Below are 21,253 nucleotides of genomic sequence, written 5' to 3'. Positions count from 1 at the left end.
GCCTCTCCGGCCAAATCCGCTAAGGCCGCGCCGGGCTTTGCACGATCGGTTTTTGGGCCCGCTCAGCAGGACAGCATCATGGCAAATGTTACCGTCATCGGGTCGCAATGGGGCGACGAGGGCAAGGGCAAGATCGTCGACTGGCTCGCCAGCCGCGCCGATGCCGTGGTGCGCTTTCAGGGCGGTCACAATGCCGGCCATACGCTCGTCGTCGGCGAGCAGGTCTACAAGCTGTCGCTGCTCCCCTCGGGCATCGTCACCGGCACGCTGTCGATCATCGGCAATGGCGTCGTGCTCGACCCGTGGGCGCTGCGCGACGAGATCACCAAGCTGCGCGGTCAGGGCGTTGCCATCAACCCCGAGAATTTCGCGATTGCCGACAATTGCGCGCTGATCCTGCCCTTCCACCGCGATCTCGACGCCTTGCGCGAAACCGCCGCGGGCGCAGGCAAGATCGGCACGACCGGGCGCGGCATCGGCCCCGCCTATGAAGACAAGGTCGGCCGCCGCGCGATCCGCGTCTGCGACCTTGCGCATCTCGACAAGCTCGATCCGCAGATCGACCGCCTGACCGCGCATCACGACGCATTGCGCGCAGGTTTCGGCGAGCCGCCGATCGACCGCGAACGGCTGATCGCCGACCTCGCCGAAATCGCCGACTATGTCCTCGAATATGCCCAGCCCGTCTGGAAGCGCCTGAAGAAGGTCCGCAAGGCCGGCGCGCGCATCCTGTTCGAGGGCGCGCAAGGCGTGCTGCTCGACGTCGATCACGGCACCTACCCCTTCGTCACCAGCTCGAATACCGTCAGCGGCACCGCCGCATCGGGCTCGGGCCTCGGCCCCGGCGCCGTCGGCTTCGTGCTCGGCATCGCCAAGGCCTATACGACGCGCGTCGGCAGCGGCCCTTTCCCGACCGAGCTCGAGGACGAAATCGGCCAGAAACTCGGCGAACGCGGTCATGAATTTGGCACCGTCACCGGCCGCAAGCGCCGCTGCGGCTGGTTCGACGCCGTGCTCGTGCGCCAGAGCTGCGCGGTGTCGGGCGTCACCGGCGTCGCGCTCACCAAGCTCGACGTGCTCGACGGCTTCGACACGATCCGCATCTGCACCGGCTATCGCCTGCGCGGCAAGATCCTCGATTATTTCCCGAGCCACGCCGCCGATCAGGCCGAGGTCGAGCCAATCTACGAGGAAATGGACGGTTGGCACGAATCGACCGCAGGCGCGCGCAGCTATGCCGACCTGCCGGCGCAGGCGATCAAATATATCCAGCGCGTGCAGGAGCTGATCGAAACCCCGATCGCGCTGGTGTCGACCAGCCCCGAGCGCGAAGACACGATCCTGATCCGCGATCCCTTCAGCGACTGAGGAAAGCGCCGGTCGTCCCGTGGACGCGGCAGCCGGGCGCAATCAGGCCCGCCGTCACTGAACTGCCATCCGCAGCGCTTAGCTGGCTATGGATGACAAGCCGCGACCCGACGCACTTTCTCGCGCGTCCCGATATCTATGACGCCCTGCCGCGTCCGGCGCGCGAGCGACTGGAAGTCGTCGCCTTTGGCGCCCTCCAGTGGCCATGGCTGTTGCGGTCGCTATGGGGCGGACGAAAGGCGGAAAAAGCCGCGTTGCTCCGCCGCCTCGACCTTGCCGACGATGCCCTGCCGCATCTCGGTAGCTGGAAGGCCGACACGCGTTTCCTGTCGCATATCGTCGATGCGATCGAAGAACTGCGCCCAGCGGTCGTCGTCGAACTGGGCTGTGGGGCGAGCAGCCTCGTCATCGCCAAGGCGCTCGCGAAATTCGGCGGCGGACGGTTCATAAGCTTCGATCAGCATCAGGAATTCGTCACCTCCACGGCGCGCTGGCTCGCCAGTCAGGGCATATCCGCGGACCTCCGCCACGCGCCGCTCGGGCTGCCGCCCGGCGAGTGGCCCGGTCTTTGGTACCAACTTTACGACGTGCCCAGCGACATCGGTATGCTCGTGATCGACGGCCCGCCCTGGGCCTTGCATCCGCTGGTGCGCGGCGCGGCCGAATCGCTTTTCCCGCGGCTTGCGGACGGCGCGCGAATCCTGCTCGACGACGCGGCGCGGCCAGGCGAACGCCTCGTCGCGCGACGCTGGCAGAAACGCTGGCCGCAGATCGATTTCGCGTTCGACCGGTCGGGCACAAAGGGCACGCTCATCGGCCGTATGCCACGCGGCTGACATCGCGCGACGAAGAGCCTAGGGTGCCGGCGACGCCAATCGATCAAGGTGAGCCCATGTCGCGCCAAATCCTCGTCTTCTATGGCAGTTATCGCCGCGACCGGCAGGGCGTCAAACTCGCGCGCTGGCTCGTCGATGCAATCGGCGCACGCGGCGACAGCGCCGAGCTCATCGACGCCAAGGCGGTCGATCTGCCGATGCTCGACCGCATGTACAAGGAATATCCGAAGGGCGAGGCGCCGGCGGAGATGGAGGAACTCGCGGGCAAGATCCGCGCCGCCGATGGCTTCCTGTTCGTCACCGGCGAATATAATTGGGGGCCACAGCCCGGCCTCAAGAATTTGACCGACCATTATCTGGAGGAATGGTTCTGGCGCCCCGCGGCGATCGCCTGCTACTCAGCGGGCTCTTTCGCCGGAGTACGGTCGATGATGGGGTGGCGCGACATTTTGGGCGAGATGGGGATGGCGGTCATCTCGTCGATCCTGCCCGTCGCGCGCATCGGCAAGGCCTTTGATGGCGACGGCCTACCCGCAGGCGACGAGGGCAGGCAGCTCGAACGGTTGTTCCCGCGCTTCGCCGACGACCTCAACTGGTGGATCGACGCCGCCAAGATGCAGCGCGCCAAGGTCGATCCGCCCTATTAACCCGACTTGAGTTCGGCGGCGAGGCGCAGGCTGGCGCGCCAGAAGAAGAAGGCGGGGATCAGGCCGAGCCACGCGGCACCGTAGAGGACGTAGCGTACGCTTTCCTCGCCATAGGTGGGTGCGAGCGCGTCCGACAGCACGCCGAACAGGAACGGTCCGAAGCCGAGCCCTATCAGATTCTGTCCGAACAGCATGATCGACGCGGCGACCGCGCGCGCCTGCGGCCGCACCAGCCCCTGTACGCAGGCATAGGCGGGACCATAATAGGCCGAGTTGAGGATGGTCGGCACGATCAGGAGCGCGACCGCGACGCGCCAATCGGCCATCTGATAACCGAGAAAGAGGATCGGGGCGCCGATGGCCATGCCATAGGCTGGCAAGGTCAGGATATGCCGCTTGTCGCGCTTGCCGTAGACGTCGGCGCATTTCCCGCCGAGCCAGGTGCCGAACACCCCTGCCAGCCCCAGCACGACCGCCATCGACAATCCCGCTTCAGTCGTCGACAGACCGTGGCTGCGAATGAAGAAGCTGATCGTCCACAGCGCCTTGCCATAGCCGAGGAAGGCGGTGACCGAGGCCGCGATCAATATGTAGACGAAAGCGCGCGAGGAAAGGATTTCGCGCATCGCCTCGCGCGCGGGAAGCTGCGCTGGCGAGGCGGTTGCCGCCGCCTCGGCCGGCCGGTGATGCCGTGGTTCGCGCATCAGGAACAGCACCACCAGCGCGAGCAACAGCCCGGGCGCCCCGACGAGCATCAATGCGATACGCCAGCCGTAAAGGTCGTTCACGATCCCGCCGAGTATCAGCCCGAGCAGCGAACCGATCGGCACGCCGAGTCCGTAAAACGCGATCGCCGATGATCGTTTTTCGGGCGCGACGCTGTCCGAAATCAGCGAATGCGCGGCGGGCGTGCACCCTGCCTCGCCCACGCCCACGCCGATACGCGCGACGAGCAATTGCACGAAATTCTGCGCGAGGCCGCACACCGCAGTCATCGCCGACCAGATGGCGAGCGCGAGCGCGATCAGCCGGACGCGGTTCGTTCCCTCCTTGTCGGCATAGCGCGCGATCGGGATACCGAGCAGCGCATAGAAGACGGCGAATGCGGGACCGGCCAGCAGGCCGAGTTCGGTGTCCGAAAGCCCCAGATCGCCCTTTATCGGTTCGGCAAGGATATTGACGATCTGCCGGTCGAGGAAATTGAAGATATAGACGATCAGCAGGATCCAGAGCATCGTCCGCGTCTGCGCGGAAACACCGGTGTCGGGGATCGAAGCGATGCCCGGGGTCGGAACGGCCTTGTCAGTCATTTATCTCTCCCGCCGCCATCGGAGCAGACCGGAGGGACCGGTGTCAACGTCCTTGCGGCGCGCGAAAAATGCCGGTGCGCTATTGCCGTTACGGCGGCCGCCGTGCGACGCCTGGAAAAATTTTCGCCGATCAGCGCCGGCCGGCTATCGCCGCAGCGCGATCAGTGATGGTCGCGCGGCCGCGTCCGGTCCATATTCTCCAACTCGAGCAATTCCATCGGGACATGGATCGCGCGCACCGCCAGCCGGACCTCGACGAGGAACAGGATCAGCGAGACGAGCAGCAACAGCATCGCGGCCGCAAAGGCCCAGGAAGCGGCGACGCCGAGGTTGGCGCCGGTGAAGGCCTGCGTGAACAACAGCGCGACGAGCAGGCAGACGACGATACCGCAGGCGACGGCGGAGAGGATCGAATTGTTGATGATCCCCATTCTCCGGTCAGCTATGCGCAGTTCCGCAACGATGCGGTCATGCTCCAGGCCTTCGGTCTCGGCCCACCGCTCCATCAGATTGCGCGAGCGGTCGACGACGCGCGCCAGCCGGCCCGCGATGACGTTGAGCAGACTGCCGGTCGCCACCAGCAGGAACACCGGCGTGACCGACAGCTGGATCGTCTGCGCGATGGCGCTCGCGTCGGGAGTCACCTAGGCGCCACCGCCCGCCGCGACCGACGGTGTGTTCACGCCGTGCATTGCAAGGAATTTGCGGACATTGCGCGCCGCCTGCCGGATGCGTTGTTCATTCTCGACCATCGCGATGCGGACATAGCCTTCGCCGTCCTCGCCATATCCGACGCCGGGGGCGACCGCGACCTTGGCATGGGTCAGCAGCTGCTTCGAAAATTCGAGGCTGCCCATCTCTTTCAGCGCCGGCGGCAGCGGCGCCCAAGCGAACATCGACGCAGGCGGGCTCGGGATGTCCCAGCCGGCGCGTGCGAAGCTTTCGACCATCACGTCGCGGCGCTTCTGGTAGAGTTCGCGGTTCTTGGCGACGATATCCTGCGGCCCGTTGAGCGCCGCGCAGGCCGCGGCCTGGATCGGCGTGAAGGCGCCATAGTCGAGGTAGGACTTCACGCGCGTCATCGCCGCGATCAGCCGCTTGTTGCCGACCGCAAAGCCCATGCGCCAGCCCGCCATCGAGTATGTTTTCGACATCGAGGTGAATTCGATCGCGACATCCTTCGCGCCCGGCACCTGCAGGATCGAGGGGGTCGGATTGCCGTCGTAGTAGAGTTCCGAATAGGCAAGGTCCGAAAGCACCCAGACCTTGTTCTCCTTCGCCCAGGCGACGAGCCGCTCGTAGAAGGCAAGATCGACGGCTTCGGCGGTCGGGTTCGACGGATAGTTGACCACGAGGATCGACGGACGCGGCACAGTGAAGGCCATCGCACGATCGAGCGCGCGCCAGTAATTCTCGTCGGGGGTCGTCGGGACGCTGCGGATCGTCGCACCCGCGATGATGAAACCGAACGTATGGATCGGATAGCTGGGGTTCGGCGCGAGCACGACGTCGCCGGGGCCGGTGATCGCGGTTGCAAGGCTCGCAAGCCCTTCCTTCGATCCCATCGTCACCACGACCTCGCTCTCGGGATCGAGTTCGACGTTGAAGCGGCGGCCGTAATAATTCGCCTGCGCGCGGCGCAGTCCCGGGATGCCCTTCGACTGCGAATAACCGTGCGCGTCGGGTTTCATCGCCACTTCGCACAATTTTTCGATCACATGCGCGGGCGGCGGCAGGTCGGGATTGCCCATCCCCAGGTCGATGATGTCCTCTCCCGCGGCGCGGGCGGCCGCACGCATCGCATTCACTTCGGCGATGACGTAGGGCGGCAGGCGCTTGATGCGATAGAATTCATCTTCGGACATGGGAAACTAGAACAACTCCTTTGCGTTAGATTCTGGAAGGATGCGAACGGCGCCTCGCCAGCCGCATCCTGGCTTGTTATAGGCATTATATCGGCACTGGCCAGCAGGAACGAGCATGAGCGATACGGGTAAGGACGATACAACCGAAGCGCCGAATCCCTTCATGCCGTCACCCGATGACCTACAGCATTGGGCGAGCGTCTTGGGCCGCGCACAGCAGATGATGCTCGAATACGCCCTGGGCCAGGCGAACCAGGGCAACAGCGCCGCGGCGAGCCTGTTCGACCCCACAAGCTGGCTGCAAAATCCGACGACGCAGCTATGGGCCGAACAATCTTCGAAGATGTGGGAACAGGGCGTGACCTTCTGGACTTCGCTGGCGACGATCCAGCCGTCTTTCGCACCCGATGCCGACGCGCCGAAAGACAAGCGCTTCACCGATCCCGACTGGACCGCCAACCCGGTCTTCGCACTGATCCGCCAGACCTATGGCCTGCTCGCCGAGCAATTGCTGGCGACCACCCGCACGATGCAGGGACTCGACGAACATGCGCGCGCGAAGATGGAGTTTGCCGCGAAGAATATGACCGAGGCACTAGCGCCCTCGAACCTTGCGATCACCAATCCCCAAGTGATCAAGCGCGCGGTCGAGACGCGCGGCGAAAGCCTGCTCAAGGGTTTGAAGCATATGCTGACCGACCTGTCGCGCGGGCAACTCTCCCATGTCGACCCCGACGCGTTCGAGGTCGGGGTCAATATCGCCACGACGCCGGGCAAGGTCATCCACGAGACCGACCTCTATCAGTTGATCCACTATGCGCCGACGACGAAGGAGGTTTTCACCGTACCGCTCGTCATCTTCCCGCCGTGGATCAACCGCTTTTACATCCTCGACCTCAACCCCGCGAAAAGCTTCGTCGCCTGGGCGGTCGAACAGGGGCTCAGCGTTTTCATGGTGTCGTGGAAATCGGCCGACGCGTCGATGAGCGAAATCGTGTGGGACGATTATATCGCGGCGCAGGTCGATGCGATCGACACCGTGCGCGAGTTGCTCGACGTTCCGCACGTCCACAGCATCGGCTATTGCGTCGCAGGCACGACCCTCGCCGCCACGCTTGCGATGCTGTCGGCGCGCGGCGAGGCGGACAAGGTCAAGTCGGTGACCTTCTTTACCGCGCAGGTCGATTTCGAGCTGGCGGGCGACCTCAAGATGTTCGTCGACGAAAGCTATCTGACGCTGCTCCAGCAGCTTTCGTCCGGCGGTTTCCTCGACGGGCGCTACATGGCCGCGACCTTCAACAGCTTGCGCGGGCGCGACCTCATCTGGAATTATGTCGTCGGCAATTATCTGCTCGGCAACGACTATCCGCCGTTCGACCTGCTCTATTGGAACGGCGATGTAACCAACCTGCCTGCCAAGTGGCACCGCCAATATCTGGTCGACCTCTATCGCGACAATCGCATGGTCATCCCGAACAGCCTGTCGGCGATGGGGACGCCAATCGACCTCAAGAAAATCGTGACCCCCACCTATATCCAGGCCGGGCGCGAGGACCATATCGCGCCGCTCGCCAGCGTGTGGCGGTTGATGGACCATCTCGCGGGCCCCAGGACCTTCCTCCTCGCAGGATCGGGCCATATCGCGGGCGTGGTGAACCCGCCCGCGGCGGGCAAATATCAATATTGGACCGGCGACAATGGCGCCGCGACGCTCGACGATTTTATTGCGGGAGCGAGCGAGACCAAGGGCAGCTGGTGGCCGCACTGGATCGGCTGGATCGCCGAGCAGGACGACGCGAAAACCGCCGTCAAAGGCGGCCGCATTCCTGGAAAAGGCAAGAAAAAGGCGATCGAGGATGCGCCCGGCCGCTACGTCAAACAGCGGTAATATCCGGCGAATATATTGCTTTCGGACCGGCGCTGCAGCATTTTTGTGCACCGCACAAATTTTCTCTTGAAATCGCCGATCCACTCCTATATTGTGCAGTGCAACATAAAGGAGTTGTCCCGATGGCTACCAAGATGGATAGTGCCGAAAAGGCTTTCGAAGCCGCGACGCTGGAAACCGCCGCCAAGCCGGTGGCCGCTCCTGTCGCTCCGGCTGAAGCTGCGCCCGCGGCGAAGGCCCCGGCGCCCGTGAAAACCAAGACTGTCGCGGCGAAAGCCAAGCCGGTCCAAAAGAAAGCCGCAAAGCCGGCAGCCAAGAAGGTCGCCCCGAAGAAGGCGGCCGCGAAGACCATTGCCCCCAAGGCCGCCCTGAAAACCTCGGCGACTGCGCCGAAGCCGGCCGCCGTCACCACCAAAGGATTCAAGACCATGAACGACACCGTCAAGAAATTCGCCGACGAAGCGAAGACCCGCGCCGAAGCCCTGACCGCCGACTTCAACGAGAAGGCCAAGGAAGCCATGGCGAAGACCAGCAAGATGGCCGAAGAGGCCGTCGAGTTCAACAAGGCGAACATCGAAGCCCTCGTCGAATCGGGCAAGATCGCTGCCAAGGGCATCGAAACGCTCGGCCAGGAAGGCGTCACCTATGCTCGCAAGAGCTTCGAAGACACGACCGCCGCGCTGAAGGGCTACACCGCCGTCAAGACACCGGCCGACTTCTTCAAGCTTTATGCCGAAAACAGCAAGAAGGCGTTCGACGCCGCTGTTGCGCAGACCTCGAAGACCAGCGAACTCGTCGTCAAGCTGACGAACGAAAGCTTCGCGCCGATCTCGAACCGCGTTTCGGTCATCACTTCGAAGATGAAGGCCGCCTGAGGCGCTTTCACCTTCCACCGTTGGCGCGGGCACTTCCCCCTCCTCTCCCCGCCTGCGCCGACACCCCAAAGGCCGCTCGCTTCCTCAGGAAGCGGGCGGTTCTTGTTTTTGGCGCTACCGCTGGCGAACAAGAGGTTAAAATCGGCGACCGCGCCTCTTGCGCTTCGCCCGCCGCTTGCGATATTCCTGCCCATGATGTTTCCAGTTTCGACCATCCATCCGGTCCGCGCCATGGCGGACAAGGACGACGGCGCACCCGGCAGCCCCGGCGTCGGCATTGCGACGCGTACCCGCGCGAAGGCCAAGAAGCCCTCGATGTACAAGGTGCTGCTGCTCAACGACGATTATACGCCGATGGAATTCGTCGTGATGGTGCTGCAGCGTTTCTTCAACATGGACATCGAACAGGCGACGCAGGTGATGCTGCATGTCCACCAGCAGGGCGTCGGCGTGTGCGGCGTGTTCAGCTATGAAGTCGCCGAAACCAAGGTGAACCAGGTGATGGACGCGGCGCGGCAGAACCAGCATCCGCTGCAATGCACGCTGGAAAAGGCCTGATCAGCCCCCCTTGGCCGCCTGCTCGGCGCTGAGCGCCGCAGAGGGCTCCCCCTTCAGATCGCCGTAGCGCAATAGCTCGCCGCATCCGGGGCAGACGGTCGCCGTCCCGACGTCGGCGCCGCAAGCGCGATGGGTATAGCGCATGGCCGGACCCGACCCCGTTTCACCCTCTTCATAGGCCCAGCGTTCGGCCCAGTTGCGCATCGCATAGAGGACGTCGAACAGGTCCTTGCCCTTCGCGGTCAGCCGATATTCGTGGCGTGGCGGCCGCTCCTGATAGGCATGGCGCTCGACCACCCCTTCCTTTTCCATCAGCTTCAGTCGCGCCGAGACGAGCTGGGGACCGAGCCCCGTGTTCGCGGCGATCGCCTCGAACCGCCGTCGCCCGAAAAACAGGTCGCGCAGGATCAACAGCACCGCACGGTCGCCGAGCAATTCCGCCGAACGCCCGACGGGGCAGAAAGTATCCGACAGGTCTGCGCGTTTAGGCATAGACCGTCCTTCATTCCCGTCATTGCGAGCGAAGCGAAGCAATCCAGAGCGGTTTACGCCACTCTGGATTGCTTCGCTTCGCTCGCAATGACGACGTTCTTGCACGCAACCTCAAAAGCTCCTTTCGAATCCTCAAAATCCTCTTGTCACTATGATTATCATAGTTACTATGCGGCGCAAGAGGAGAGTCGCCCATGCCCCATCCCGCAGCCGTCATCATCGGAGCCGGCGACGCCACCGGCGGGGCGATCGCGCGCGCCTTTGCGGCGGAAGGCCTCACCGCCTGCGTCAACCGCCGCGAACGCAACGCCGAGCAACTGGAAGCGCTGGCGCAATCGATCCGCGATGACGGGCGGAAGGCGCGCGCCTTCCCCAGCGACGCCCGCGACGAACAGGCGATGATCCAGCTCTTTGACCAGGTCGAGGCGGAGGTCGGTCCGGTCGAGGTCGCGGTGTTCAATATCGGGGCCAATGTGAACTTCCCGATCGCCGAAACAACGCTGCGCGTTTACACCAAGGTCTGGGAGATGGCGTGCCTCGGCGGTTTCCTGATGGGCCGCGAGGCCGCGAAGCGCATGACCCCACGCGGCCGCGGCACGATCATCTTCACCGGCGCGACGGCAAGCCTGCGCGGCGGGTCGGGTTTCGCCGCCTTCTCGGGCGCCAAGGGGGCGCTCCGCATGCTCGCGCAATCGATGGCGCGCGAACTGGGGCCAGAGGGCATTCACGTCGCGCACACGGTCATCGACGGCGCGATCAACACCGAATTCATCAAGGGCCGCCATCCCGATTTCGAACATGCCAAGGCGGAGGATCTCATCCTGAACCCCGATGCCATCGCCGCCAATTATGTCATGCTGCACAAGCAGCCCAAAAGCGCGTGGACGCACGAACTCGACCTTCGCCCTTGGGGAGAAAAATGGTGACCAAAACGCTCGAACTCATTTTCGATTTCGGCAGCCCCAATGCCTATCTGTCGATGAAGGCGCTTCCCGACCTGCTCGACCGCACCGGCGCCGACCTGATCATCACGCCATGCCTTTTGGGCGGCATCTTCAAGGCGACGGGCAACAAGGCGCCGATGGTCCAATATGCCGATGCGCCGGCGAAGCTCGCTTATGAAAACCTCGAGATGCGGCGCTTCATCGCTAAGCACGGCCTCGTCAAATTCCGCATCAACCCGCACTTCCCCGTCAATACGCTGACGATCATGCGCGGTGCGTTCGTTGCCGACGACGAAGGCAATCTCGACGACTATATCGACGCGGTGAACCGCGCGATGTGGGAGGACGGCCTCAAGATGGACGAGCCGGAGGTGATCACGGGTTTTCTGTCGGCGAACGGCTTCGACGGCCCGGCCCTCCTCGCGCGCACGCAGGAGCCCGAGATCAAGGCGAAGCTTGTGCAAAACACCGAAGCTGCGGTCGCGCGCGGCGTGTTCGGCATCCCGACCTTTTTCGTCGGCGGCGAGATGTATTTCGGCAAGGACCGCCTTGCACAGGTCGAAGAAGCGCTGGCCTAGGCCTGTGCCGCCGGCGGCGGTCGCCCCGCAACCAGGATTCCGGCGACGATCAGCGCCAGCCCGGCGATGTGGAACAGGTGCAGCGCCTCGCCGAGGAACAGCATGGCGAGCCCCGCGCCCATCAGCGGCATCACATTCATATATTGCCCCGTCGCCGCCGACCCGATCAGCTCGACCCCCCGATTGAAGAAAAGATAGGCGAGGAAGGACGGAAAGATCGAAACATAGGCGATCGCGAGCGCGCTGCCCGCCGCCGGAACGATCAGCCGCCCCGACCAGAGTTCGTGCGCGTAAAAGGGCGCGATCACCATGATCCCCACCCCAATCGATGCCGCAAGAAAGCTGAGCGGGTGCACCGCGGGACGGCGACGGAGCAGCACCGAATAGAGCGCCCAGATAAGCACCGCGCCGCCGATGATCGCGTCGCCGATATTGAGCCGGAGCCCCCACAGCATCGCGGGATCGCCGCGCGCGATGATCGCGAGCACGCCGGCGAGCGAAATGACCACGCCCGCAATTTGGCGCAGGTTCGTCCGGTCGCCCAGAACCACCGCGCCGACAACAAGCACAAGCGCCGGCAGCGCCGACTGGATCAACATCGAATTGAGCGCGGTCGTGCTCTGCAGGCCCGTGTAGAGCAGGATGTTGAACGAACCGATCGCCAGCGCGCCGAGCAGCGCGACGATCGGCCAGTTCGCGCGCAGCACGGGCCAGTCGCGCTTCAGGTGCGGCCATGCGAGCGGCAACAGAAGCAAGAGCGCGAACGTCCAGCGCCAGAAGGACAAGGCGGCCGGCGGCACCAGGTCGCGCGCCGCGCGGCCGACGATCGAATTGCCGGCCCAGAACAGCGCGGTGACGGTGAGCAGCGGATAGGCCCGCGACCAGATCGCCGCGGCGGGCCCGCCATCCTTCATCATTCAGCCATGCTCCGCCTTCACCCGAAATCCGTCACCGGATAGCGGAACCCCGCTTCCTGTCTAGGTGAAGTCGAGCTGGATGATGTCTTTCGGTGTCGCGCGGCAGTACATTTCAACCTGCTTCGCCCCGTCGGGATAGGTCGCGGTCATCGTCGCGCGGATGCGCCAGCCGCCATTGCCCTGCTCGAGCGAGATCAGCTTGTCATAGGACAGCCGCGTCCCGCCGGTGATCCCGATCTGCCGCGCCGCATCGTTCATGCAATTCTGCACCGACGGCCGCGACGCGCTCGGCAGGCCGCCGAGATTGGCGCTGAGCGTCGCGGGGCCCCGGGGCGGATGCGTCGTCGCGCTTTCCTCGGCCGTGCCGTCGGCCTTTTTCTTCTTCTGGCTCGCGAGCAGCGCGAGCAGCCCGCCCGCGACGACGATGCCGCCGATGATCAGGCCGGTGCTCGGCCCCTTGTCCTTGTCCTTTTCGGGCGGTCGCGTGTTGCGATATCCATAACCGAACTCGGCGCGGCAGCCCTTGTCGACCCAGATATAATCGCCCGTATAGCCCCATTGCCGTCCGGCGTTGCACTTGCCCGCGATCTTGCGCGTCAACTCGACGCGATTGCCGGTGCGGGCGTTGCACTGCTGATACCGCCTGTCCCGCGATTCGCATTTTATCGTGCCCGCGAAATCATAGCCCGGGTAGCCACCTCCCCCGCCATAGCCATAACCGAATTCGGCGCGGCATCCGCCCGAAACCCAGATCCGGTCGGCGTCGAAGCCCCAGTCGCGCCCCTTCGAACAACGCCCGCCGATCACGCGGATCAGGTCGACGCGATTGCCGGTCCGCACGCGGCAGCTTTGCTGGCGATTGGCATAGGATTCGCAGCGGATCGTGCCTTCATATCCCGATCCATAGCCCGGCTGCGTCGGTGGCGGCGGGTAAGGCAGGGTCGTCGCCTGCCCAAGCGCCGGGACGGCCATTTGCGATGCGATGAGCGACGCCGCCGTGACGGCCGTAACGACAGGATTCCGCATGCCCTTTTCTCCCCTGATGAACTGCGACTTCTGCAACCCTCGCTTCCTTGATTTCGTCGCTGATAATTTCACAATTTCCCTTCGCGCGCCATGATCAAAGCGCGGCACAAGCACGACGACTTAACCATGCTTTCCTTATTTCGCCGGATCGATTATTTTGGCGTCTCTTCCCCGGGTCGCACCATTGCAGGGGATCCGACCATGACCACTTCGATCATCGACGGCCGTATCGAAGCCGCCGACCTCAAACGCGCCCGCGGCGGGCTCAGCGTTTTCCGCAGCATCACCTTTCAACAGGACGGCATTGGCCCGCGAACGATCCGCAATGCGGTGGTGAAGGACAATGTTGCCGCCGAACTTGTCGCCGGGGCGCGCGGTCGCTTCTATCTCTACAACGCCTTCGACCTCAAAGGCGTCCATGGCATCCGCACCCCCGATGGGCGCGATATCTATGGCTTTCCGGGCAACAACCAAAAGCTGTTCCTGATCCTGGGTCTCGTCAACATCGTGTGGATCGCACTGATCGTCGCGACGCGGGGCGGCGTTCCGCTGCTTGGCGTCGCGCTGTTGATCCTTGCGATCGTCGGCTATATCTTCATGGGCAAAGGGCAGCGCGAGGCGCAGGAACAGTTCGAAGGCGATGCAGGCTATCGCTCGACATAGCTAGTCTGCTTGCGCGGCTTCGCGCATGCGCTAAAGACAGCCGATGGATCAAATCGTCATTCGCGGCGGCCAGCGACTCAAGGGCCGGATTCCTATCAGCGGTGCCAAGAATGCGGCGCTCACCTTGTTGCCGTGCGCGTTGCTTACCGACGAGCCGCTGACCTTGCGCAACCTGCCGCGCCTCGCCGATGTTGACGGTTTCGGCCATCTGCTCAACCAGCTCGGCTGCTCGACGACGATCGAGGGATCGCGACCCGAAGATTTCGGCCGCGTGATGACCGCCCGCGCGACGACGCTGACCTCGACCGTCGCGCCCTATGACATCGTGCGCAAGATGCGCGCGTCGATCCTCGTGCTCGGCCCGCTGCTCGCGCGCGCGGGCGAAGCGACCGTATCGCTGCCCGGCGGCTGCGCGATCGGCAACCGCCCGATCGATCTGCACCTGAAAGCGCTCGAAGCCTTTGGCGCCGAGATCGAGTTGGCTTCGGGCTATGTTAAGGCCGTCGCCCCCGGCGGGCGGCTGGCGGGCGGCAAATTCACCTTTCCCGTCGTGTCGGTCGGCGCGACCGAAAATGCCGTCATGGCGGGGGTGCTCGCCAAGGGGACGTGCGTGCTCGAAAACGCGGCGCGCGAGCCCGAGATCGTCGACCTGTGCAACTGCCTCGTCGCGATGGGCGCGCATATCGAGGGTATCGGCACCGAAACGCTGACGATCGAGGGCGTCGACCGCCTGCACGGCGCGACCTACCGCGTCATGGCCGACCGCATTGAGGCGGGCAGCTACGCCTGCGCCGCCGTCATCACCCAAGGCGACGTCGAACTGGTCGGCGCCAAGGCCGACGAAATGGACGCGACGCTCGCCGCGCTCCGCGAAGCCGGCGCGACGGTCGAACCGACCAAGGCCGGCATCCGCGTCGCGATGGACGGTCGCGCCGGGCCCGTCACGCTTTCGACCGCGCCCTATCCCGGTTTCGCGACCGACATGCAGGCGCAATTCATGGCGATGGCGACGCTCGGCACAGGGGCATCTTTGTTCACCGAGACGATCTTCGAGAACCGCTATATGCACGTCCCCGAGCTGACGCGCATGGGCTGCGACATCCAGGTCAAGGGCCGCACCGCGATCGTGCGCGGGGTCGATCACCTCGTCGGCGCGCCGGTGATGGCGACCGACCTGCGCGCCTCGATGAGCCTGATCATCGCCGGTCTCGCCGCCCAGGGACAGACCGAAGTCAACCGCGTCTATCACCTCGATCGCGGTTATGAGCGGCTCGAGGAAAAGCTGCAGGCGGTCGGCGCCGATATCGAACGGATCAGTGCGGGGTAAGCCGCTCGGCGTGGCCATAGGTGCCGCGCACATCCCCCTTGATCCAGTCGCCGAGCAATTTGAGATAACCGTCGGTGATGCGCGTCACGCTGCGCGACCCGTCGGCGGCGGTCGTGAATTCGAACATGCCATGGTCGGTGCCGGGGAAAAGGTAGACGTCGAAGGGCTTGCCTTCTTTCGCCAGCCCGAGCAGCGCGGCGCGCGTCGTTTCGATCGGCGCCTCGCGATCCTCGCCCGCGAGCACCCACAGCAGCGGGGTATCGAGTTTCCGCAAGGCCCCGACCGCGTCATAGTCCCAGATCAACTCGAGATTGTCGAAGCGCGCGCGGCCGATCCGCTTCAGTTCGTCGTTCGACATTCGCGCAATCGCGCCGCTATATTCGCCTTCGATCGTTGCCGCCCACGGCTTGTCCGCCATTTCACGCCGCACCGCGTCGAGCGCGTCATAGCCGGTGCGGAAATCGGAGAGGAGCAATCCCGACGTCGCCTGCGATAGCCGGTTGACCAGCGCCTCGGCGTCCTTGCCCAGCCCCGCCGCGCGCACTTCGGACACCATCTGCTCGCGGTCCTCCTCGATGGGCGAGGCGACGAGACCGAAGCCGACGGTCACGAAGTCGGCTTTGGTCAGCGTCGCGGCCAGCGGAGCGACCCAGCCGCCCTGGCTGCCGCCAAAAAAGCCCGCGCGGCCGAACCGGCCAGCCGTCATCTTCCGCGCCTGTTCAAGCGCATGCGCCGCGTCGGCGGCGAGCAGTTCGAAATTCTGCGTATATTCGCCTTCGGATCCGCCCGTGCCGCGCTTGTCGTAGACGAAAACCGAAATCCCCTGCGCCGCCATCGTATAGCCATAAAGGCCGCCGATCGGCGAACTGCGTTCGGACCCGTGGACCATCACGACGAGCGGCCGCTTTGCCTCGGCGCCGGGCGGTTCGATCAACATGCCCGTCATCTTCGTACCCACGCTGTCGAAGGTCGCTGGCGTCTCGCGGAAAGCAACGGGCTGCCAAGCCGTGCCTTTCACCGTCACCTGACCGGCACCGCAAGCCAGCGGCGCATTCGCGTCAGAGGTGAGGCCGCGCCGGCCGTCACGGAACAGGTAGCGTAGCCCCGGCGCGGGAATCGTCGGGAGCTTGGCAAGAACAACGAAATCGCCGTCGGGGGCGGCATAGGTTCCCGGCGTGCAAGGGGTTTGCGCAAGAACCGGCGAGGCCGGAAGCGCGGCGAGGAGCAAAAGCGTGCTGGCGAATATCTTCATACCGCCGTATTATTACGACAACACAGCCATGGCAACTAGTCCTGCGGCTGCACGGGCAACGAAACCGTATTCCCGCTCACCGATGGCCGCTCGGGCCGTTTCGCGACCGCAATCACCAGCCCGATCAGCGCGACCATACCACCGGCGATCGACAGTGCGGCCCAGCGATAGCCTTCAAACGCGGTCGAAAAGCCCATCGCGATGATCGGAATCAGCACGCTCGACCACGCCGCCTGCCCCGGCCCGACCGCGCGAATGACGTTGAAATAGAGTGGAAAGGTCACCGCGCTTGCGATGATGCCGAGATAGAGCACGCCGCCCAGATAGACGGCGGTCGGCTCGATCACCGGCGGCCCGGTGGTGATCCACGCATAGGCGCCGTCGGCGAGCGCGCCGAACAGCATCGCCCAAGCGATCATTGCCACCATCGACTGCGCGCGCGCGAAGGCCGTCCCCTGCATCACATTCGCGGTCGAGGCGCTCATCACGCCCGCGAGCGTCAGCGCGGTGCCGAGCAGCACTTCGCCCGCTCCCACCGCAGCGACGCGATATTCGTGGAGGATCATCAGCCCGACGCCGACGATCGCGATCCCCGCACCCGCAAGGAAGCGTCCCTGGAGAGGCGTCTTCAGAAAGGCCCGCCCGAACAATGTGTTGGGCACAATCAAGAGCGCGAAGAGCACCGCGACAAGGCCCGAAGTGATATGCTGCTCGGCGCGATAGACGAAGTTGAAGTTGAACGCGAACTGGGCAATTCCGAGCACCGCCGCAAAGGCCATCGCGCGCGGCCCGATCCACAACCGTTCACGTCGCATTGCGGCAAAGGCGAACATCGCGATCGCTGCGACGGCGAAGCGATAGGTCACGGACCAGCTCGGCGGAACGACGCCGAGCTGCCCCTTGATGACGATCCAGGTCGAACCCCAGATCAGCGTGACCAGCACGAAAGGCAGCAAGACGCGCGGGCTGAGCAGCGTCGGCTGCTCGCTGCTCATAGCTGGCCGATCGCCGCCGCCAGCGGCGCGACCGCTTCGGCATCCTGGTCCCAGCTGACCACGAGGCGCGCGGCACCCTCTCCCCAGTCGTAGAAGTCGAACCCGGCGGCGCGCAGCTTCGCGGCTTCCCCGGCGGTCAGGCGCACGAACAACTCGTTCGCCTCGACCGGATACATCAGCCGGCCGCCGCACGCCGCCGCGAGCTTCGCAGCGCCGGCATTGGCGGCGCGCGCGTTGGCGAGCCACAGATCGTTCTTCAGCATCGCACGGATCTGGGCAGCGACGAAGCGTCCCTTGCTGAGCAAATGACCGCCGCGTTTCTTGAGTTCGCGCACCCCCGCGCCCCCGCTGCCGCCGAAGAAGACGATCGCTTCGGCCATCATCGCGCCATTTTTGGTGAAGCCGAAAGACAGCGCGTCGACCCCCGCGCGCCAGGTAACGTCGGCGGGCGCGCAGCCGAGAAAGGCAACGGCGTTGGCGAAACGCGCGCCGTCCATGTGCAGCTTCAGCCCCTTGCCTTTCGCGATCTCGCTGATCTCACCAATCTCGTCGGCACGCCACGCGAGGCCATATTCGGTGGCGTTGGTGATGCTGACAGCCGCTGGCTGGACCTGGTGCACATCCTGCCGGATGCCGGCGATCCGCGCCTTCAGGGCGGCGACATCGATCTTGGCCCCACGTCCCGGGAGCGGCATCAGCTTCGCGCCGCCCGAATAGAAGGTCGGTGCCCCGCATTCGTCTACCTCGATATGCGCTTCTTCGTAACAGAGAATCCCCTGCCACGGCCGCACGAAATGCGCGAGGATGATGCTGTTCGCGGCGGTCCCTGTCGGGATCCACACGACCTCGCAATCCGTCTCGAAGAGCTCCGAAAAGGTGGCGTCGAGCGACTGGCTGAGCGCGTCGCCGTCATAGGCCGTATCGACCTGATTGGCGGCGGCCATCGCCTCCATCACGGCGGGATGAACAGTCGCGGCATTGTCGGAAAAAAATCGGGTCGCAGTCATGCCCAGCGCCTTAGCGCAGGAGCGAGCCGCTGCTAAGCCTTCATTTCTGCTGCGGTTCGGTGGGCAGGTCTGTCGGATCGTCCACCGTCGATCCGCGCGAAAGGCTAGCTCCGCCCGCGACCCCAAGACCGCCGGCCATACCCATGCCCATACCCCCGCCTCCCCCACGCCCGCCGCCGCCAGCGCCGCCGCGCGTCTCGCCGCTGCGGCCACCGCCCTTGCCACCGCCGCCTGATGGGCGTGTTGGTCCCTGCAGCGGGATCGTTACGTCGGCGGGCACAGGATCGAGGTCGAGCGCCTTGCGGATGAAATCGCGCAGCTCGATCACCAGGTCATGGACATGCACCGGGCGCCCTTCGGCCAGTTCGCTCGCCGCGCGGCTGGCAAGCCGCACCTGCGTTTCGGTGCCGAGCAATATGATATCGGACAGCGCGGCCTCGACGGCGTCCCGAATGCGGCGCGGCCGGTCCGATTCGCCTTCCGGCCCGCCATCCGCCGCGCTCTCGTCGGACAGGTCGACCGCCGGCTCTGCCGCCGCTGCGCCGCCCTGGCGCCTGATGTCGCGCAAATGTCGCGGATCGACGACCAGATCGCCGGTGAACGATCCGCCGAGCGTCTTGTACGCCGCCATCAACGTGCGCAGCCGCTCGTTGATCTGGCGGTTCATTCGTTCGCGGCGCTGCTGGATCGTCATCATCACCATCAGCCGGATGCCGACGCCGATCAGGGTAAAGAGCGCCAGACCGAGCAGCGTCATCCCGATGCTTTGCCACGATGAAAAATCGAAGAAGCGCATGGGGAAATAGTGCCGCCGATCACCGCGCGGCGCCACCGGAAAATCCGGTGCGCCGATCAGCTCAGATGCCGAGGGCGTCGGAACAGTCGAGCGCGGACGCGAGCTTTTCGCGGAAGCCGGAAACATCGGATCCCACATCGACCAGCACCGCATCGCCGATCGAACCCGCATCGATCCGGTCGTGGAGCGCGATCGTCAGCGAATCTTCGGTGAACAGATCGCCGACGAAACGGCTGTGCACCACGAAACGAAGACGCGCGGGCGAGGATTCGATCACCACCGCGCGCCATGCAGGTCCATAACTCGACTTCGCCCACAATTTCGTGCCCAAAGGAACGGCGCGCGTCGGCTTGCCGGTCACGACGGCGACGTTGATCATCGTGCGGTCGGCGTCGTTAAAGGCCTGCCGGATCTCGATCGACCCGCCGTCAAAGCGCGCGGTGCATTCGCCCGCCGTGCGGGTCACATAGCCCAGATCGGCATAGGAGGCGTCATTGAAGGCGGGGGTCAGGCTGGCGGCCGCCAGCAAAAGGGAGAACATGGACCAAGGCTCCTGTCGAGACCGGGTCCGTGCCCGGCCGCTTTATTGACCCTGTTTCGCGAGCAATTTCAAGCGCAAGGCATTGAGCTTGATAAAGCCCGCCGCGTCCTTCTGGTCGTAGGCACCGGCATCGTCCTCAAAGGTCACGTGGCGCTCGCTATAGAGGCTGAATGGCGACTTGCGCCCGACGACGCTCGCATTGCCCTTGTAGAGCTTGAGGCGGACGGTGCCGGTGACATTCGCCTGGCTGTGGTCGATCGCCGCCTGCAGCATCTCGCGTTCGGGCGCGAACCAGAAGCCGTTATAGATGAGCTCGGCGTATTTCGGCATCAGCTCGTCTTTCAGGTGCGCCGCACCGCGGTCGAGCGTGATGCTTTCGATCCCCCGATGCGCGCGCGCATAGATTTCGCCGCCCGGCGTCTCGTACATGCCGCGCGACTTCATGCCGACGAAGCGGTTTTCAACGAGATCAAGGCGGCCGATGCCATGTTTGCGGCCCAGGTCATTGAGTGCCGCCAACAAAGTGGCGGGCGACATCGCCTGCCCGTTCAGCGCGACGCCGTCGCCGCGCTCGAAATCGATCGTGATATATTCGGGGGTGTCGGGTGCATCCTCAGGGTTCACCGTGCGCGAATAGACATAGTCGGGGGTCTCTTCCCACGGATCCTCAAGCACCTTGCCCTCCGACGAGGTGTGCAGGAGGTTCGCGTCGGTGCTGAACGGGCTTTCGCCGCGTTTGTCCTTCGGCACCGGAATCTGGTTCTTTTCGGCGAAGTCGATCAGCGCGGTGCGGCTGGTCAGGTCCCACTCACGCCACGGCGCGATCACCTTGATGTCGGGATTGAGCGCATAGGCCGACAGTTCGAAGCGCACCTGGTCGTTGCCCTTTCCCGTCGCGCCATGCGCGACCGCGTCGGCGCCGGTTTCCTTGGCGATCTCGATAAGCCGCTTCGAGATCAGCGGGCGCGCGATCGACGTGCCGAGCAGATAATCGCCCTCGTAGCGCGCATTGGCGCGCATCATCGGGAAGACGAAATCGCGGACGAATTCCTCGCGCACATCGTCGATATAGATATGCTCGGGCTTCACGCCCATCAGCTCGGCCTTGGCGCGCGCGGGCTCGATTTCCTCGCCCTGCCCAAGGTCGGCGGTGAAGGTCACGACCTCGCAGCCATAGGTGACCTGCAGCCACTTCAGGATGACGCTGGTATCGAGGCCGCCCGAATAGGCGAGGACGACGCGCTTGAAGGACTCGGACATGATGCACCTTTGGCGAGGGAAAGACGCGGGCGCGGCTAGCAGTCCGCCGCCGTGGGCGCAACCGGCTTGGCGCCCCGCCCTGTGGAGGCTATCGTCGCGTCCGGGAGA

The 21,253-nt window shown here is 64.6% G+C and carries 22 protein-coding genes; 10 read left to right on the top strand and 12 right to left on the bottom strand.

What is annotated here, in order from left to right:
• Positions 1–78: 78 nt before the first annotated feature.
• From HDC29_RS05050 to HDC29_RS05040, 3 genes are all read left to right on the top strand, one after another.
• Complete coding sequence (locus tag HDC29_RS05050; protein WP_179495026.1) at positions 79–1,368, top strand: adenylosuccinate synthase; 1,290 nt, start codon at positions 79–81, stop codon at positions 1,366–1,368.
• Positions 1,369–1,460: 92 nt separating this feature from the next.
• Positions 1,461–2,204, top strand: a complete 744-nt coding sequence (locus HDC29_RS05045) for a class I SAM-dependent methyltransferase (protein WP_179495024.1) — start codon at positions 1,461–1,463, stop codon at positions 2,202–2,204.
• Between the two features lie 56 nt (positions 2,205–2,260).
• Positions 2,261–2,851, top strand: a complete 591-nt coding sequence (locus HDC29_RS05040; protein WP_179495022.1) for an NADPH-dependent FMN reductase — start codon at positions 2,261–2,263, stop codon at positions 2,849–2,851.
• On the opposite strand, the gene HDC29_RS05035 is transcribed toward HDC29_RS05040, so the two are convergent.
• The 3 genes from HDC29_RS05035 to HDC29_RS05025 all read right to left on the bottom strand — a co-directional run bounded on the left by HDC29_RS05035 (position 2,848) and on the right by HDC29_RS05025 (position 6,026).
• Positions 2,848–4,161: an MFS transporter gene (locus tag HDC29_RS05035; protein WP_179495020.1), complete on the bottom strand. Its 1,314-nt coding sequence runs from the start codon at positions 4,159–4,161 to the stop codon at positions 2,848–2,850. The genes HDC29_RS05040 and HDC29_RS05035 overlap by 4 nt on opposite strands.
• A 161-nt stretch (positions 4,162–4,322) precedes the next feature.
• Positions 4,323–4,805, bottom strand: a complete 483-nt coding sequence (locus HDC29_RS05030) for a DUF2721 domain-containing protein (RefSeq protein WP_179495018.1) — start codon at positions 4,803–4,805, stop codon at positions 4,323–4,325.
• Positions 4,806–6,026 (bottom strand): LL-diaminopimelate aminotransferase, encoded by a 1,221-nt coding sequence (locus HDC29_RS05025; protein WP_179495016.1) that lies wholly within the window; start codon positions 6,024–6,026, stop codon positions 4,806–4,808.
• Positions 6,027–6,141: 115 nt separating this feature from the next.
• On the opposite strand from HDC29_RS05025, the gene HDC29_RS05020 reads away from it, so the two are divergent.
• The 3 genes from HDC29_RS05020 to clpS all read left to right on the top strand — a co-directional run bounded on the left by HDC29_RS05020 (position 6,142) and on the right by clpS (position 9,347).
• Entirely contained in the window at positions 6,142–7,914 is a 1,773-nt protein-coding gene (locus HDC29_RS05020) for an alpha/beta hydrolase (RefSeq protein WP_179495014.1), read from the top strand.
• Between the two features lie 122 nt (positions 7,915–8,036).
• Positions 8,037–8,789, top strand: a complete 753-nt coding sequence (locus tag HDC29_RS19395; RefSeq protein ID WP_179497255.1) for a phasin family protein — start codon at positions 8,037–8,039, stop codon at positions 8,787–8,789.
• A 192-nt stretch (positions 8,790–8,981) separates the two neighbouring features.
• Positions 8,982–9,347 (top strand): ATP-dependent Clp protease adapter ClpS, encoded by a 366-nt coding sequence (clpS, locus tag HDC29_RS05010; protein ID WP_179495012.1) that lies wholly within the window; start codon positions 8,982–8,984, stop codon positions 9,345–9,347.
• Here the strand turns inward: clpS and HDC29_RS05005 are convergent, their stop codons facing one another.
• Positions 9,348–9,839 (bottom strand): helix-turn-helix domain-containing protein, encoded by a 492-nt coding sequence (locus tag HDC29_RS05005; RefSeq protein WP_179495010.1) that lies wholly within the window; start codon positions 9,837–9,839, stop codon positions 9,348–9,350.
• 194 nt (positions 9,840–10,033) lie between these two features.
• Here HDC29_RS05005 and HDC29_RS05000 point away from each other — a divergent pair, with 194 nt between their 5' ends.
• On the top strand, positions 10,034–10,765 hold the full coding sequence (locus HDC29_RS05000; protein ID WP_179495008.1) for an SDR family oxidoreductase: 732 nt from the start codon (positions 10,034–10,036) through the stop codon (positions 10,763–10,765).
• Positions 10,759–11,361, top strand: a complete 603-nt coding sequence (locus tag HDC29_RS04995; protein WP_179495006.1) for a 2-hydroxychromene-2-carboxylate isomerase — start codon at positions 10,759–10,761, stop codon at positions 11,359–11,361. Before HDC29_RS05000 ends, HDC29_RS04995 begins: the two co-directional genes overlap by 7 nt.
• On the opposite strand, the gene HDC29_RS04990 is transcribed toward HDC29_RS04995, so the two are convergent.
• Together HDC29_RS04990 and HDC29_RS04985 are read right to left on the bottom strand one after the other, a co-directional pair.
• Entirely contained in the window at positions 11,358–12,278 is a 921-nt protein-coding gene (locus HDC29_RS04990; protein WP_179495004.1) for a DMT family transporter, read from the bottom strand. The two genes, HDC29_RS04995 and HDC29_RS04990, sit on opposite strands and share 4 nt — an antisense overlap.
• A gap of 60 nt (positions 12,279–12,338) precedes the next feature.
• Entirely contained in the window at positions 12,339–13,304 is a 966-nt protein-coding gene (locus HDC29_RS04985) for a DUF3011 domain-containing protein (protein WP_179495002.1), read from the bottom strand.
• 201 nt (positions 13,305–13,505) lie between these two features.
• Here HDC29_RS04985 and HDC29_RS04980 point away from each other — a divergent pair, with 201 nt between their 5' ends.
• Together HDC29_RS04980 and murA are read left to right on the top strand one after the other, a co-directional pair.
• A complete protein-coding gene (locus tag HDC29_RS04980) occupies positions 13,506–13,967 on the top strand; it encodes a hypothetical protein (protein WP_179495000.1) in 462 nt (153 codons plus the stop codon).
• Between the two features lie 43 nt (positions 13,968–14,010).
• Positions 14,011–15,294 carry a UDP-N-acetylglucosamine 1-carboxyvinyltransferase gene (gene murA, locus HDC29_RS04975; RefSeq protein ID WP_179494998.1) on the top strand — a complete coding sequence of 428 codons (1,284 nt, stop codon included), beginning with the start codon at positions 14,011–14,013 and terminating at the stop codon, positions 15,292–15,294.
• Here the strand turns inward: murA and HDC29_RS04970 are convergent.
• From HDC29_RS04970 to HDC29_RS04945, 6 genes are all read right to left on the bottom strand, one after another.
• Positions 15,281–16,546, bottom strand: coding sequence for a S9 family peptidase (locus HDC29_RS04970; RefSeq protein WP_179494996.1), 1,266 nt, complete (start codon positions 16,544–16,546; stop codon positions 15,281–15,283). The genes murA and HDC29_RS04970 overlap by 14 nt on opposite strands.
• A gap of 35 nt (positions 16,547–16,581) precedes the next feature.
• Positions 16,582–17,541 (bottom strand): DMT family transporter, encoded by a 960-nt coding sequence (locus HDC29_RS04965; protein ID WP_179494994.1) that lies wholly within the window; start codon positions 17,539–17,541, stop codon positions 16,582–16,584.
• Positions 17,538–18,548 carry a low specificity L-threonine aldolase gene (locus HDC29_RS04960; RefSeq protein ID WP_179494993.1) on the bottom strand — a complete coding sequence of 337 codons (1,011 nt, stop codon included), beginning with the start codon at positions 18,546–18,548 and terminating at the stop codon, positions 17,538–17,540. The genes HDC29_RS04965 and HDC29_RS04960 overlap by 4 nt, the downstream gene beginning before the upstream one ends.
• Before the next feature lie 40 nt (positions 18,549–18,588).
• A complete protein-coding gene (locus tag HDC29_RS04955) occupies positions 18,589–19,305 on the bottom strand; it encodes a hypothetical protein (protein WP_257018050.1) in 717 nt (238 codons plus the stop codon).
• A gap of 100 nt (positions 19,306–19,405) precedes the next feature.
• Complete coding sequence (locus HDC29_RS04950; protein ID WP_179494989.1) at positions 19,406–19,885, bottom strand: hypothetical protein; 480 nt, start codon at positions 19,883–19,885, stop codon at positions 19,406–19,408.
• Positions 19,886–19,927: 42 nt separating this feature from the next.
• Entirely contained in the window at positions 19,928–21,145 is a 1,218-nt protein-coding gene (locus HDC29_RS04945; protein WP_179494987.1) for an argininosuccinate synthase, read from the bottom strand.
• Between the last annotated feature and the right edge of the window lie 108 nt (positions 21,146–21,253).

This window comes from Sphingopyxis sp. JAI108 (genome assembly GCF_013410105.1).
Classification (GTDB): Bacteria; Pseudomonadota; Alphaproteobacteria; order Sphingomonadales; family Sphingomonadaceae; genus Sphingopyxis; species Sphingopyxis chilensis.
Note: the sequence above shows the minus strand (reverse complement) of the source record. Positions and strands in the feature narration are given on the sequence as shown.

Bases quoted from the DNA above. Each gene is read 5' to 3' on its own strand.
- clpS (WP_179495012.1), top strand. From the start codon at position 8,982: ATGATGTTTCCAGTTTCGACCATCCATCCGGTCCGCGCCATGGCGGAC.
- HDC29_RS04955 (WP_257018050.1), bottom strand. From the start codon at position 19,305: ATGACGCTGCTCGGTCTGGCGCTCTTTACCCTGATCGGCGTCGGCATC.
- HDC29_RS05045 (WP_179495024.1), top strand. From the start codon at position 1,461: ATGACAAGCCGCGACCCGACGCACTTTCTCGCGCGTCCCGATATCTAT.
- HDC29_RS04960 (WP_179494993.1), bottom strand. From the start codon at position 18,548: ATGACTGCGACCCGATTTTTTTCCGACAATGCCGCGACTGTTCATCCC.
- HDC29_RS05020 (WP_179495014.1), top strand. From the start codon at position 6,142: ATGAGCGATACGGGTAAGGACGATACAACCGAAGCGCCGAATCCCTTC.
- HDC29_RS04990 (WP_179495004.1), bottom strand. From the start codon at position 12,278: ATGATGAAGGATGGCGGGCCCGCCGCGGCGATCTGGTCGCGGGCCTAT.
- HDC29_RS04980 (WP_179495000.1), top strand. From the start codon at position 13,506: ATGACCACTTCGATCATCGACGGCCGTATCGAAGCCGCCGACCTCAAA.
- HDC29_RS05040 (WP_179495022.1), top strand. From the start codon at position 2,261: ATGTCGCGCCAAATCCTCGTCTTCTATGGCAGTTATCGCCGCGACCGG.
- HDC29_RS19395 (WP_179497255.1), top strand. From the start codon at position 8,037: ATGGCTACCAAGATGGATAGTGCCGAAAAGGCTTTCGAAGCCGCGACG.
- HDC29_RS05000 (WP_179495008.1), top strand. From the start codon at position 10,034: ATGCCCCATCCCGCAGCCGTCATCATCGGAGCCGGCGACGCCACCGGC.
- murA (WP_179494998.1), top strand. From the start codon at position 14,011: ATGGATCAAATCGTCATTCGCGGCGGCCAGCGACTCAAGGGCCGGATT.
- HDC29_RS04950 (WP_179494989.1), bottom strand. From the start codon at position 19,885: ATGTTCTCCCTTTTGCTGGCGGCCGCCAGCCTGACCCCCGCCTTCAAT.
- HDC29_RS04970 (WP_179494996.1), bottom strand. From the start codon at position 16,546: ATGAAGATATTCGCCAGCACGCTTTTGCTCCTCGCCGCGCTTCCGGCC.
- HDC29_RS05035 (WP_179495020.1), bottom strand. From the start codon at position 4,161: ATGACTGACAAGGCCGTTCCGACCCCGGGCATCGCTTCGATCCCCGAC.
- HDC29_RS04965 (WP_179494994.1), bottom strand. From the start codon at position 17,541: ATGAGCAGCGAGCAGCCGACGCTGCTCAGCCCGCGCGTCTTGCTGCCT.
- HDC29_RS05005 (WP_179495010.1), bottom strand. From the start codon at position 9,839: ATGCCTAAACGCGCAGACCTGTCGGATACTTTCTGCCCCGTCGGGCGT.
- HDC29_RS04945 (WP_179494987.1), bottom strand. From the start codon at position 21,145: ATGTCCGAGTCCTTCAAGCGCGTCGTCCTCGCCTATTCGGGCGGCCTC.
- HDC29_RS05025 (WP_179495016.1), bottom strand. From the start codon at position 6,026: ATGTCCGAAGATGAATTCTATCGCATCAAGCGCCTGCCGCCCTACGTC.
- HDC29_RS04995 (WP_179495006.1), top strand. From the start codon at position 10,759: ATGGTGACCAAAACGCTCGAACTCATTTTCGATTTCGGCAGCCCCAAT.
- HDC29_RS04985 (WP_179495002.1), bottom strand. From the start codon at position 13,304: ATGCGGAATCCTGTCGTTACGGCCGTCACGGCGGCGTCGCTCATCGCA.
- HDC29_RS05050 (WP_179495026.1), top strand. From the start codon at position 79: ATGGCAAATGTTACCGTCATCGGGTCGCAATGGGGCGACGAGGGCAAG.